Source organism: Pontibacter sp. HSC-36F09 (assembly GCF_024171605.1).
Lineage (GTDB): Bacteria > Bacteroidota > Bacteroidia > Cytophagales > Hymenobacteraceae > Pontibacter.
This window is the reverse complement of the sequence record NZ_JALKAA010000001.1, coordinates 168,870-181,430: the sequence shown is the minus strand read 5'-3', so window position 1 is coordinate 181,430 and position 12,561 is coordinate 168,870. Positions and strand designations below refer to the sequence as shown.

11 protein-coding genes and 1 tRNA gene are annotated in these 12,561 nt (G+C 48.2%); 4 read left to right on the top strand and 8 right to left on the bottom strand.

Annotated elements, in window-relative coordinates; all coding sequences use genetic code 11:
* Positions 1-15: 15 nt before the first annotated feature.
* A complete protein-coding gene (locus L1278_RS00735; protein WP_253400592.1) occupies positions 16-945 on the bottom strand; it encodes a ribose-phosphate pyrophosphokinase in 930 nt (309 codons plus the stop codon).
* A 161-nt stretch (positions 946-1,106) separates the two neighbouring features.
* Positions 1,107-1,179: transfer RNA gene (locus tag L1278_RS00730), tRNA-Gln, on the bottom strand.
* A 586-nt stretch (positions 1,180-1,765) separates the two neighbouring features.
* Here L1278_RS00730 and L1278_RS00725 point away from each other — a divergent pair.
* Positions 1,766-2,002, top strand: a complete 237-nt coding sequence (locus tag L1278_RS00725; RefSeq protein ID WP_253400591.1) for a hypothetical protein — start codon at positions 1,766-1,768, stop codon at positions 2,000-2,002.
* A gap of 324 nt (positions 2,003-2,326) precedes the next feature.
* On the opposite strand, the gene L1278_RS00720 is transcribed toward L1278_RS00725, so the two are convergent.
* The gene (locus L1278_RS00720; RefSeq protein WP_253400590.1) at positions 2,327-4,837 is read right to left on the bottom strand and encodes a DPP IV N-terminal domain-containing protein; all 2,511 of its coding nucleotides are present in this window, start codon (positions 4,835-4,837) and stop codon (positions 2,327-2,329) included.
* A 291-nt stretch (positions 4,838-5,128) separates the two neighbouring features.
* Here L1278_RS00720 and L1278_RS00715 point away from each other — a divergent pair, with 291 nt between their 5' ends.
* From L1278_RS00715 to atpC, 3 genes are all read left to right on the top strand, one after another.
* The gene (locus L1278_RS00715) at positions 5,129-5,578 is read left to right on the top strand and encodes a hypothetical protein (RefSeq protein WP_253400589.1); all 450 of its coding nucleotides are present in this window, start codon (positions 5,129-5,131) and stop codon (positions 5,576-5,578) included.
* Between the two features lie 280 nt (positions 5,579-5,858).
* Positions 5,859-7,364, top strand: coding sequence for a F0F1 ATP synthase subunit beta (gene atpD / locus L1278_RS00710; RefSeq protein WP_253400588.1), 1,506 nt, complete (start codon positions 5,859-5,861; stop codon positions 7,362-7,364).
* 73 nt (positions 7,365-7,437) lie between these two features.
* Complete coding sequence (gene atpC / locus L1278_RS00705; protein ID WP_116542831.1) at positions 7,438-7,683, top strand: ATP synthase F1 subunit epsilon; 246 nt, start codon at positions 7,438-7,440, stop codon at positions 7,681-7,683.
* Between the two features lie 243 nt (positions 7,684-7,926).
* Here the strand turns inward: atpC and L1278_RS00700 are convergent, their stop codons facing one another.
* The 5 genes from L1278_RS00700 to L1278_RS00680 form a co-directional block, all read right to left on the bottom strand.
* Positions 7,927-8,445: a hypothetical protein gene (locus tag L1278_RS00700; protein ID WP_253400587.1), complete on the bottom strand. Its 519-nt coding sequence runs from the start codon at positions 8,443-8,445 to the stop codon at positions 7,927-7,929.
* A gap of 118 nt (positions 8,446-8,563) precedes the next feature.
* Positions 8,564-9,919 (bottom strand): DUF4932 domain-containing protein, encoded by a 1,356-nt coding sequence (locus L1278_RS00695; RefSeq protein WP_253400586.1) that lies wholly within the window; start codon positions 9,917-9,919, stop codon positions 8,564-8,566.
* An 80-nt stretch (positions 9,920-9,999) separates the two neighbouring features.
* On the bottom strand, positions 10,000-10,473 hold the full coding sequence (locus tag L1278_RS00690; RefSeq protein ID WP_253400585.1) for a hypothetical protein: 474 nt from the start codon (positions 10,471-10,473) through the stop codon (positions 10,000-10,002).
* Positions 10,474-10,548: 75 nt separating this feature from the next.
* Positions 10,549-12,171: a serine hydrolase gene (locus L1278_RS00685; protein WP_253400584.1), complete on the bottom strand. Its 1,623-nt coding sequence runs from the start codon at positions 12,169-12,171 to the stop codon at positions 10,549-10,551.
* Positions 12,172-12,181: 10 nt separating this feature from the next.
* Entirely contained in the window at positions 12,182-12,526 is a 345-nt protein-coding gene (locus tag L1278_RS00680) for a hypothetical protein (protein ID WP_253400583.1), read from the bottom strand.
* Positions 12,527-12,561 lie beyond the last annotated feature (35 nt).

The following is a 12,561-nucleotide window of genomic DNA, read 5'->3' as shown; positions in this document are numbered from 1 at the left end:
CAACTAACAATCAAATTAAATAAACAGTGAGCTGATAGACTCGTGCGTCACTACGTTGTTGATGGCGCGGGCGAAAAGCTCGGAGAACGAAAGCACCTTGATCTTGGAGCAATCCTGGCGTAATGGAATGGTGTCAGAAACCACCAGTTCTTCCAGCACGGAGTTCTCGATGCGCTCATAAGCCGGGCCCGACAACACAGGGTGCGTTGCGATGGCGCGAACGGTTTTGGCACCTTTGTCTTTCAGAAGTTTGGCGGCCTGCGTAATCGTGCCGGCTGTGTCTACCATGTCGTCCACCAGTACCACGTCCATACCTTCCACGTCGCCGATCACCTGCATCGAGGCGATCTCGTTAGCCCGTTTGCGGTGTTTGTCGCAGACAACCATTTCAGCACCGAAGTTTTTGGCGAAGGCTCTTGTTCTTACCACACCCCCTACGTCAGGAGAGGCGAAGATCAGGTCGTTGCCCAGGTTGAGACTGCGCAGGTAAGGCACGAAAATGGCCGAACCATCCAGATGATCAACAGGAATGTCGAAAAAGCCCTGGATCTGGCCGGCGTGCAGGTCGCAGGTCATCAGGCGGTCGGCGCCTACTGACTGGATGGCGTTGGCCAGCACTTTAGAGCCGATGGAAACACGTGGCTTGTCTTTGCGGTCCTGGCGGGCGTAGCCGTAGTAGGGCATCACCACGATCACTTTGTGGGCTGAGGCGCGCTTGGCGGCGTCTACCATCAGCATAAGCTCCATCAGGTTGTCGGCTGGCGGAAACGTGGACTGCACCAGAAATACTTCTGCACCGCGAACAGATTCATTGAAGTGTGGTGCCATCTCCCCGTCGCTAAAACGTAGAAGCTCAAGGTCACCGAGTTGCGTACCGTATGCAGTAGCAATTTTTTCGGCTAGGTACTTGGAGGCGGAGCCAGCGAAAATTTTTACCTGTGGCATAATAATGCTAAATGTTAGTAGGGTTTGGTTTAGGTTATTATGCCTGCAAAGCTACGAAATTCCGCACATATGCTACCTGATATTTCTGATTTTTAATTAGTTATGAGGGAGGGTGAAAAGCAAAAAAGGCAACCCACATTGCTGTGGGTTGCCTTTTTAAGTTGTCCGACCAGGTTTCGAACCTGGACTCTTCTGAACCAAAATCAGACGTGTTGCCAGTTACACCATCGGACAAGCTACCTACTAGATTTCAGGATGGAAGCCCCTTCGTCGTTCAGTGATGCAAAGATAGGCAGGCTATTTTAAACTGCAAACATTTGCCCTAAATTTTTTTGAAAATCTTAGCCCAAAATCTGCTTTAGCGCCGTGCTCTCGTACTTTTTGAGGTATGCACACAACCTGAAACGTAGCTGAAAAGGTGGTTACAAGAAGCTGTTACTATTCCTAATTGAGTGAAATTCACGGCCTTATTCTATAACGATTTCCTGAAATCGGGCTGCTCCTCCGGACTGGCCTACACCATGACAAGGTTTTTGGCGGTAGATTTAAAAATATGTGCCTGTGCTGAAATTTTTATCAGGCAAGGTATAGAAACACCTGTTTGCCAGCCTGGCTGACTCCTGCCTGTTTAGGAAAGCAGCTTTTTAATTACGGCGTATGCTTCCCAGATCATCGTGGTAAAATCACCTTTTAAATTGTAGTATAAGGTATAGCGCGGGGTCTTGAGGAGATGATGTGGATAAGTTTAACTGATTTTATAGCTTTTGTATGTCACCATCTGGCAAGTACTGCGTAAAGAACCTTGCTAAATCTTCCAATTATGTATTCAACTATCATGACGGTCAATTCTGACATCATTACCACGACCTGCGGTCGTGCGCTCGATCTAAGCCGTACGGAACTGGTTATTGAGCGATCTAACAGCCTGTTTAGTTACAACATCCACAAGATGGATACCGGGGAATATGTGATAGCTGAGAAGTTCTATGCCAACCCTTTTAACAACCGCTACATCCTGCTCAATGATGAGCAAATCGAAATGCTGAAACATTTATAGCGTTTGTCTCGAATACGAAATTTCCATAAACAACATTTTTAATAAGATTACGCTTACAATTATGTTTAAATTTTTAGCCTTCCGCTTATTCCGGGCCATCTGGGCTCAGATTATCTAATTTTAACAACCACTTCTAAAATAACAGGCCATCTCCGCCACGCACCGTTTGTTCGCAAGCTGCGCATGGCGGAGATGGCTTTTTATACGCGTATACATCAGGTATAGCTTCGTGCCTTGCCCAGATATAACCCTATAATACAAACAGAACAGCCGCAGCAAGAATCATCTCACTGCGGCTGTTCTGCGTTCATACGCTATACCTTGTTATTCCTCTCCAGGAGCGGTTATAGCGCCGGTTCGTCGCTTGTTGCCCACATTTTCAACCTCGCGGTTTATTTCCTTGATGTCAACTGGCTGCGAGAAGTCGCCGATGAGGTGCTTGGTGAAGTAATCGCCCATCATCCAGAAGAAGTACTCAGTCATGTCGCCGAAGGCGTGGCGCTGGCCAGGCAGCATCACAAAATCGAAGCGCTTGTTGGCTTTGATCAGGGCCTGCGCCATGCGGATAGTGCCCGCCGGGTGCACGTTGTTGTCCACGTCGCCGGTTGCCAGCATCAGGTGTCCTTTCAGGTTGCGTGCCAGATCCGGGTTCTTCTCGATGGCATACACGAAGGTCGTATCTCCCTTAGGCGTTACCACTTCTTTCACGCCGTGGTGCTTTTCGCTCCACCAGCGGTTGTAGATGTTGTTTTCGTGGTTACCTGCTCCCGATACGGCTACCTTGAAGAAGTCAGGGTATACGAGCATGGCTGCCGTAGACATAAAGCCACCACCTGAGTGGCCGGTTATACCTACGCGGTCGATGTCGATGAAACGGTGGCGGTCGGCCAGTTGCTCAAGGGCCGCTTTCTTGTCAGCCAGGCCATAGTCGCGCAGGTTGCCGTAGCCATAAGTATGGTACCACTTGGAGCGGGCCGGGTGACCACCGCGGTTACCCACTGTCACGACCACAAAGCCCAACTGCGCCAGGCGATCAATACGGTCCATGCTGCGGCCGAACGCCTTGTTCACTGCCTCAGTTTGAGGGCCTGGGTATACATAAGTAATGATCGGGTAGGCCTTAGTTGAGTCGAAGTCGAAAGGCTTGTACATTACGCCATAGAGGTCGGTGATGCCATCGTCCGCCTTCACCGTGAACGGCTCCGGGAATTTATACCCTGTCGTCATCAAACGGCTCAGGTCGGCTTTCTCCAGGTCCATCACTTTACGGCCTTTGTTGTTATACAGCGCAGATACCGGCACCGTGTTCACGCGCGATGCCGTGTTCACGAAGTAGGTATTGTTGTCGTTCAGGCTGATGGTATTGTCGAAGTTGCCTTTGTTAAGCAAGGTCATACCGCTGCCGTCGAAGTTCACGCGGTAGAGGTGCATCAGGTATGGGTCTTCGTCCTTCTCGCGGCCATTGGCGGTGAAGTAAAGCACACGGTTTTTCTCGTCTATACCTACCAGGTCTTCCGCATGGAAGGAACCACTGGTGATGCGGTTTTTCAGGTTGCCCTTGCCATCGTACAGGTAGAAGTGGCCCCAGCCGTCGCGCTCAGACCAGTGGATGATCTCGTTGCCACCTTTCACCAGACCGATGCGGTTCATGTCGATGTAGGTGTTGAAGCGCTCCTCGATAACAGGGGTCACCTTGCCCGAAGCGATGTCCAGCTCGCATACGTCGATCTTTTTCAGGTCGCGGCTGGTGCGGGTAAAGTATAGCTTGTCTTTGGTGCCATGCCATAGGATCGGGCGGTGCTCATCGTCACGCTGCTTCTGCAGGGCAGGCGCCGACCATAAGGAAACCTCCTGGTCTTTGAAAGCTGCCGTGTTGATTCTGCGTTGCGACTTGTTGGCGAAGTCGAAGATCAGCAACTCTCTTTTAGGGGCTTCCTTCTCGCCTGGCATCTGGTATTTGTAAGTCTCCAGTGCAGGGCGGCCCTGCGCGGTGTGGTGGATGACCCAAAGATCTTTCACTTTGCGCTCGTCTGTGCGCACCATGGCAAACTGCTTGGAGTCCGGTGACCACAGGATGAAGGCCGGCTTGCGGTTTTTCCTGTTCTTCGCACGCTCCACGTTTGTTTCGCCACGTGAGTCGCCGTAGGTATAGTACTCCACACCATCCTTAGTGAGTTGGTGCTCTACAATGGTCGAGTCTTTCTCATTCTTCAAAGCCTTTTCGTAGTTGGACTTGTCCATCCAATACAGGTTGTGCTCTTTGGCAAATATCACCACCTGCTGGTCCGGGGAAATAGATGCCCAGCGCGGCTTGGACTTTGGCTTTTCGAAATCTTTCAGCTCCACGACCTGGCCTGTAGAAAGGTTGTAGCGGAAGTAGAACGTCTTTTTCTCAAGTGAATCAGCGGCTTTTTTGTCCAGACGGTCTTTCTTCACCTGGTCGATGGAGCTCTTGATCTCGAACTGTACGCTCTTTTCGTCTTCGGTGAACTTGAGGTTCTGGATAGGCAGGTTCTGTGCATCAAATGGGTCCTGCACGACCATGGTCACGGCAGAGGCCACTTTGGCATTGTCGAAGATCAGTTTTTTGGATTTAGTGGCTGGGTCCACGATGTACCAATTCTTGCCATTGCTGGTTTCGTACTCGTACCAGAAGCGGTCAGAGTTCTTGAGCCAGTGTGGGTCGAGGTTGGTGGTGAAAATAAGTTTCTCCAGTTTTTTAGGTGAGAAGCGGGATGCCAGCTGGTAGTTCCCCTTGGTCGGCGTACCAGGCTGCTGTGCCTGTACACTAATGCCCGCTATCAGCAGCATAGCGAGAAGGTAAATTTTCTTCATGAAAAGGTTGATTTAAGTGATTAGATCAGGTGAACGGGTATAAGGGTGTGTTTAAAATTCATCTTTTGCGCTTGCGAAAACGGAATCTAAACATGCTCAAAGCCGCTCGGTAGGTATAGACTGCCAGAAAGCGGAATAGTTTAAATCGTATTATTATAAAATATAGCTCCTTTCGAGCATCCTGCCAAAGGTATAAGCCGAGTCGGTATTTCGGCAAAGGAATAGGGTCTGGATAGGATGCAAAGCACTGCTGCAATTTAGGGTCAATAAATTAATATATAGCGCTGTACCATGAAGAATCTACTGTTTGTTGCTATCGTTTGTCTGCTGCTTTCCTGCTCAAAAGAAGACCTGGGCACTGTAAACGCCTACCTGGGGAAGGAAATCAAGCTAAAGGAAGGGAGAACGGCTCTGTACAAAAACACCGGATTTGATGCGGCAGCCATTGTGAAGTTGAAAGTAGCGGATGTGAGCGACGGCACATGTCCGAGCGATGTGTTTTGTATTACTTATGGCAAAGTGGAAGTGACCCTGACAATAGGTTTGGGGAATGAAAAAGGAGAAACCATAATTATGTGCCTGGGCGATTGCGCTGGCGGCAGCCGGTTTGAAGATGAAGCGAGGGTAGTAGTAGGCGCCATGCCCTATAAAATAAGGTTGCAGCATGTAACGCCACTGCCGACTTTAAAGGACAAATCCAGCCAAACCAAGGAAGTGCAGCTGGTGTTAGAGCGTCTGTAAATTCGCCGCTGTTTGCGCATTTCTCGTGCAGGAGGTTTCAGGTATAGGGGTTGACGTATAGCGATCCTGCTGATAGGTATAATCGTGTGGCTGGCACGGCAATGTGTCTTTTAATGGCGGCAGAGTCGTTCCCCGGCTAGATGCCTGAGGGGAGGAGGCTATGATTTGATATTGAGTAAGTTAAAACTTTTTGGAGTGTTGTGTGGAATTGTCCTTAATATACCTTAGTTTTGCGCCTTGAAATAACTCCGTTATACAGTTAATCAATATAAAAAGTCAAATGGCGAATATTGGCAGAATTACCCAGGTTATCGGTCCGGTTGTGGACGTTAGCTTTGCGGGTGAAAACGCAAAATTACCAAACATCCTCGATGCGCTTGAGGTAATTAAAGAAAACGGCCAACGCATTGTGCTGGAAGTGCAGCAGCACCTCGGCGAAGATCGTGTACGTACCATTGCGATGGACTCCAGCGAAGGCCTTACCCGTGGTGCACAGGTAACCGACCTGGGTGGCCCGATCACGATGCCTACCGGCAACGCGATCAACGGCCGTCTGTTCAACGTAATTGGCGAAGCGATCGACGGTATTCCTCAGCCTGTTACTGAAACGCGCCTGCCAATTCACCGCGCTGCGCCTCGTTTCGAAGATCTGGCAACTTCATCAGAAATCCTTTATACTGGTATCAAAGTAATCGACCTGCTGGCCCCTTATGTAAAAGGTGGTAAAATTGGTCTGTTCGGTGGTGCCGGTGTGGGTAAAACGGTATTGATCATGGAGCTGGTTAACAACATTGCCAAGGCCTACTCAGGTCTGTCTGTGTTTGCCGGTGTAGGTGAGCGTACCCGCGAAGGAAATGACTTGCTTCGCGAATTCTTAGAATCTGACATTATCCGTTACGGCGAAGAGTTTAAGCACTCCATGGAAGCTGGCGGATGGGACCTGTCGAAAGTGGACATGGCGGAACTGGAGAAATCGCAGGCGACGCTGGTGTTCGGTCAGATGAACGAGCCTCCTGGGGCGCGTGCACGTGTGGCCCTTTCCGGTCTTACCATCGCTGAGAACTTCCGTGACGGTGACGGTACTGGTGCTGGTCGTGACATCCTGTTCTTTATTGACAATATCTTCCGCTTTACGCAGGCGGGCTCTGAGGTGTCGGCCCTTCTTGGTCGTATGCCATCAGCGGTAGGTTACCAGCCAACGCTGGCAACGGAGATGGGTGCCATGCAGGAGCGTATCACGTCTACTAAGCGTGGTTCCATTACGTCTGTACAGGCCGTTTACGTACCTGCGGATGACTTGACTGACCCGGCTCCAGCGACAACGTTCGCTCACTTGGACGCTACAACAGTACTTTCCCGTAAGATCGCCGAGCTTGGTATTTACCCTGCGGTGGATCCACTGGACTCTACGTCACGCATTCTTTCTGCCGATGTTCTGGGCGAAGACCACTACGGTACAGCACAGCGCGTAAAAGAAATTCTACAGCGCTACAAAGAACTTCAGGACATCATCGCCATCCTTGGTATGGACGAACTTTCTGAGGAAGATAAGCAGGTGGTACACAGAGCGCGCCGTGTGCAGCGTTTCTTGTCTCAGCCTTTCCACGTAGCAGAGCAGTTTACTGGCCTTGCCGGTGTTCTGGTAGACATCAAAGACACCATCCGTGGCTTTAACGAGATCATGGACGGTAAGTACGATCACCTGCCTGAGGCAGCCTTCAACCTGGTTGGTACCATTGAAGACGCCGTAGCGAAAGGTGAGAAGTTGATGGCTGAAGCAAAATAAATTCATTAAACAGTTAGCAGTGATCAGTAAATAATGCTGGTCGCTGCTAATTGTTAACTGTTAACTGAAACAGATGTATTTAGAGATAATCACACCTGACAAGAAGGTTTTTGCCGGTGAGGTAGAGTCAGCTCAGTTTCCGGGTTCAAACGGTTCGTTTGAAGTCCTGAACATGCACGCTCCCCTTATCAGCACCATGGAAAGTGGCAGAATCCGTATCACTACCAAGCAAGGACAGGAGTTCTTTACCGTGGATGGTGGTGTGGTAGAAGTTCTGAATAACAAGATCATTGTACTGGCTGAGTCCGTTACTGAATAGTACAGCACAAGCTAAAGCATAAAAGAAATCCCCTTCTGCTTGATAAGAGCGGAAGGGGATTTTTCATTTAGGTTGCCACTCTCTCAGATTTTGTTCAAGTTCTTCCTTTGCGATAGGTGAGACAATTTTGTCAAGATGGGGTCGGGCCGCGGCAAAATTAATTAGACGACAGGTTTATAATGATGTTGGAATTTAGGGAGTTGGTTCCAAGGCCGTTTCCGGGCTCCAGTCTGGATGTGCTATTTAAAATTGACTTCCAGACGCTATAACCAGAATTATAACTGCCATTTTTCGAGCTCTTCGCCAACGTGTCATTTGCCGGATAAAGAGCCCGCTGCTGATGAGTAGCTTTTCCATTTCAACTGGCAGGGATTTCTCTAAACTTATCGATCCCTTTCCCATCGAACTCATGGTCGCTTGCCAGTATTGAACGACCGTGTTACCCTCTTCAGTCTTCCAATAAACCTCTTGTTCCCAAAGGCTGGTAGAAATGGTGAATTTTTCTCCTGACACGAGCCTGAGTGTCTTTTCTCCAAATAATCCGCTGTGAATCTCACCAATTACTTCCCCATCCCTGGTTATTGACACATTCCTGTCCCAAAAGCTCTTTTGGGCAAAATTCAGCTTTGTTTCCTCGTCGGTATAGAGCGCTTTAAAATTCCAGGAACTGTCAATGGTCAAATTCCCGATAATTTGCTGTTCCATAGTGAATATGAAATCCTTTGCAAACCAACCAGTATGCCGCCAGTTTAATGTCTTCATTCTTAATCCCATTTTATTTATTCTTCATTCTTGATTGGAGGGCCAATCTAATTTGCTGCAACGGACTTGTATACACAGTGTGCGAGCCCATCGGCCGAAACGCATAGCATATGCAAGGTTAGCTACTGTAATTCTCTTTTTTTACCCACTCCAGCATTTCAGGATATAGCTCTGGTACCTTCTTTTTGCCATCATACTTTTGGAACAACTCCAATAGGTGCTCGTTAAAAGCTCTGAATTTTACAAATCCCCTGCTGTTTTCCATAAAGTCTATTGGCTGAAGCATTACTTTTTCATAGTCGCTTTCCCCAAATCTGTCATAAACGTAAATACCGAAAACAGCCCACGTCATGTACTCATTGAATGTCTCGTAAGGGCTATTGTAGCTGCTTTTTGTGTTCCACTTTCCTACATGTGCCATTGCATCATTTATGGCATCGGCAAAGTTGTCTGATATAGGGTTAACATAGTTGTGGTTTATTTCTGTGAATGCCCTCCTTAAAGTCAAAGCATCTGTTATACCCTCGCTCACAGAATCTTTGCTTGCTAGAGAAGGGGCGGACATGAATATAATATTTTCTTTGAAGCCGTTGTTTTCGAAAAGGCGGATACTGTGGAAGGCACCTGCCAGAGGGCTCATGATGATTCGATAGGAGTCCACCCTGCTGGGGAATTGACCTTGCAGCCAGTTCCAAGCTTCCTTCACTTGTGCTCTCTCATGCTCTAGTGACTTCAGCTTATCATAGAATGGCTTTTCGCTTTGGTAGAAGAAAAGGAAATTGCTTGCAATGGCAAAGTCCTGGATTAAAGGCATTAACTTTTTGAACTGGTCTCTTGCCCTAAAGCCAGCGTATGTGCTTGATCTGACTATCCTTTGCCCGTCAAATTCATAAGCGGCACTGTTTTCCCTAAAGTTGAGATAAGAGCCTGTTGATAGTAGCGTATTTAAGCTCTTGATGGCAGGGTGGCTCTTGTAGGGTGTGAAGTATTCCAGAACACGATTGTGATATTCTGTATCCTTGTTTACCCAGTTGGGTTGTGCGCTGTCTGCAAGTGCCACCATCACATTGGCAAGCTCATACACTTGTGGTATAACCACGTTTACCTTCCCCCGGTTTCCAGCTTTATAGTAATCGTCATAAGTGCCTGGGTTAAACTGCTTGTAAATATCCAGCACTACAGTATCGCCTTCGTTGACCCAGTATATGAACTCCTGCTCTACACCGTTATTTGTGATGAAGATAGTATCACTGTTGGAGTAGAATTTAGAATCCTTCCAGCCGCCCCAGTAAGTAAAATCAAAAGAGAGGGTATCGTCTTTGATATTTTTCTTTTCCAGCGTGCGTACTAAGGCTCCTTGATAATTAACCTCTAAAGTTTCGGTTTCTAAATAACTTTTGGGGGGTACTTGGTTGTATATTCCAGAGCTGCATGAAGTTGAAAATACAACAAGTATGAGTATAAGCTTTTTCAAATTTTTACTTTTATTGTAGCTAACGGACTGGGCTTTGCGGTGGCGTAGCTAGCGTAAAGGCGTGGTTATCTAAATTTGTTCTACCTGCCATAGACCGTATAGTCTAATACGACAGTATAGGTAATACTATCAGGTAAAGCAGGATTGATTATTACCGCTTCCCACAATTTTTGCACTGAATCTCCTTTTGCGAGATTAGGCTCAAAAACCTGAAATTTCACATATCCTGTATCGTTTCTGACAACGGCGCTTATGCCTTTACCTTCTATTATGTCTTTATATGAAGTCCTGCCATGAAAGAATTTTATGATTGTACTATCAGAATATCCAGGAGGGAATTCGAATTTTTCGAGGAAAACTTTTGCTCTATACCAGTCACCATTTTTTAACTTTTTCTTTTCGTACAACGCCATGAGATATGGGTCTTTCGGTAATGGTTGACCAGAATATAGAGGTACTACTTTATAATTAAATTCATCTTCAGTACCGCTTTCCATCTCTCTTTGCTGACATGAAAGTAAAAACAGAAAAAATAAGAGATAGAGATTTTTCATTAATTCACAATTATAGATAACTAGCGGATATATGATAATACAAGCTAATCTACACTATAGCCAAACTTGCGCCTCCTACTTCTTACCACTGCCTGCTGGTATAGCTGAACTTTGAGGCACAGCCTGCACCTTGGTGAAATCCAGGTCGTGGAAGTCGTAGCTGAAGTCGGTGAGCGGGGAGACGGCCTTCATGCTTATACCTGAGAGATTGCCCTTCTGATCCGGCACAAACACTACGAAGGCATCAGCCTCAAAACTTCGGTCCGTCCATTTCACCACGAAGGTATTGTCTTTATAATAAAGCATTTCGCCCTGCAGCCTGGGCGATCGCAGCGACTTGAAGTAGAGCTTATTCTTCTGCTTGTAGATCTCGACGAAGCCAAACCACTTGTCTTCGAAAGTGCCCACATAGTTGTCAAAAGCTACTTTCGATTTCTTTTCTTTCAGCACCTTGTTCACATCCCCCCAGATTTTGTCGGTATAAGCGGTGGCTTCTGCCACATATTCGTCCTCTTCCTGCTTCAGCTCCGCCACCCAGTCGTGGGCTTCCATACCCAGGTAGGCCTGCTTGATGGTGTTGGTGATGGAGCGGAAAGCCTGTCCGTTTTGCTGGTTTGTAAGCACGATGATGCCCAGGTTCAGCTCTGGCAGCATGGTTACCTGGCTCACCATACCTGGCAGGCCGCCTGTGTGGCTGACCTCTTTGTGGCCTTTCACATCGCTCAGGAACCAACCAAGCCCGTATGACCGGAAGTGCGTGTTGAAGGGACTCTTGCCGTTGTAAGGTATAATGGTTTGCGGCGTCCACTGCTCCCGGATGACTTTTTGGGTGAGCAGACGCTGCTTCAGATCATCGCCATACCTGCCGTCGTTCATCAGCATGATCAGCCACTTGCTCAGGTCGTGCACGCTGGTGTAAATCCCTCCGGCAGCGGCCCCGAAAGGCAGGTTGTAGCGGTTGATTACTTTTAATTTTCCCTCGATCACAGCATGGGCCTCAATGGTGTTGGTTAAGTCCTGGAGTCTGTCATAACTAGCGGCGCTGCGCGTCATACCGAGCGGTTGTAAGATGCGTTTTTCAGTGAAATCCGACCAGCTGGTGCCCGTCACCCGGGCCACTACTTCACCGGCGACAATGTACAGCAGGTTATCATAATCGTACTTCGACCTGAAATCGGATACCGGCTTCAGGTACTGTATGTTGCGAATCAGGTCGTTTACCGTAAAGTCGTTGCCATCGGGGAACATCATCAGGTCACCGGCTCCCAGGCCCAGGCCACTGCGGTGGGTCAGGAGGTCCCGGATCGTGAATTCCTCTGTCACATAGTTGTTGTAGAGGCGGAACTCAGGTATGTACTTCACAACCTTATCGTCCCACTTAATCTTGCCTTCTTCTACCAGCAAACCCAGCGATGCCGCCGTGAAAGCCTTGGTGTTGGAGGCTACACCGAACAAGGTATGCTCCGTGGTTTTCTCACCTGTTTTGATCGAGTTGACGCCATAGCCCTTCATGTGCACCACTTTTCCGTCCTTCACTACGGCGACTGCTATACCTGGCACCTGAAAGGCCGTCATGGCCTGTTCCACTACCTGGTCAATTTCCTGTTGGCTGATGGACTGCGCCTGAAGCGGAAGAACAGAGCTCAGCCAAAACAGCGTGAGGACAAGCAATAGAGGAGTAGACTTTTTCATGATCATCAGGTATAGACTAAGGTTTTAGAACTGGCATCGGAAATGCGATCGTGGAATCAGGCTGTAAGGCAAGGATCGAAAACTGGATGGTCGAGTCAGGCTTCATGACAGGCATGGTAGCCTTTGGGGCCATGACTTTTGCCGGAGCAGTGCTTTTTATAGAAGACTTTGGGAAGAGGCTATACCTACCGTTTGGTTTCCCAAGCAGATTCAACTTGCCCGTGGAGGAGTCTTGCTCCAGAGAACGCAATTCCAGTTTCTTGTAAAGCGGTTTTAACCGTAGCTGCGGATGATCTACATCTTGTGCTCGAGCTGACAGGGATAAAAGCACTAGTCCGGCGATGGCGGCTATTGTTTTCATTGGGTTGTGCGGTTAAGTGGAACCGTTTTTAAAAT

Coding starts and splice junctions, on each gene's coding strand:
- L1278_RS00735 (WP_253400592.1), bottom strand. CDS start 945: ATGCCACAGGTAAAAATTTTCGCTGGCTCCGCCTCCAAGTACCTAGCC.
- L1278_RS00725 (WP_253400591.1), top strand. CDS start 1,766: ATGTATTCAACTATCATGACGGTCAATTCTGACATCATTACCACGACC.
- L1278_RS00720 (WP_253400590.1), bottom strand. CDS start 4,837: ATGAAGAAAATTTACCTTCTCGCTATGCTGCTGATAGCGGGCATTAGT.
- L1278_RS00715 (WP_253400589.1), top strand. CDS start 5,129: ATGAAGAATCTACTGTTTGTTGCTATCGTTTGTCTGCTGCTTTCCTGC.
- atpD (WP_253400588.1), top strand. CDS start 5,859: ATGGCGAATATTGGCAGAATTACCCAGGTTATCGGTCCGGTTGTGGAC.
- atpC (WP_116542831.1), top strand. CDS start 7,438: ATGTATTTAGAGATAATCACACCTGACAAGAAGGTTTTTGCCGGTGAG.
- L1278_RS00700 (WP_253400587.1), bottom strand. CDS start 8,445: ATGAAGACATTAAACTGGCGGCATACTGGTTGGTTTGCAAAGGATTTC.
- L1278_RS00690 (WP_253400585.1), bottom strand. CDS start 10,473: ATGAAAAATCTCTATCTCTTATTTTTTCTGTTTTTACTTTCATGTCAG.
- L1278_RS00685 (WP_253400584.1), bottom strand. CDS start 12,171: ATGATCATGAAAAAGTCTACTCCTCTATTGCTTGTCCTCACGCTGTTT.
- L1278_RS00680 (WP_253400583.1), bottom strand. CDS start 12,526: ATGAAAACAATAGCCGCCATCGCCGGACTAGTGCTTTTATCCCTGTCA.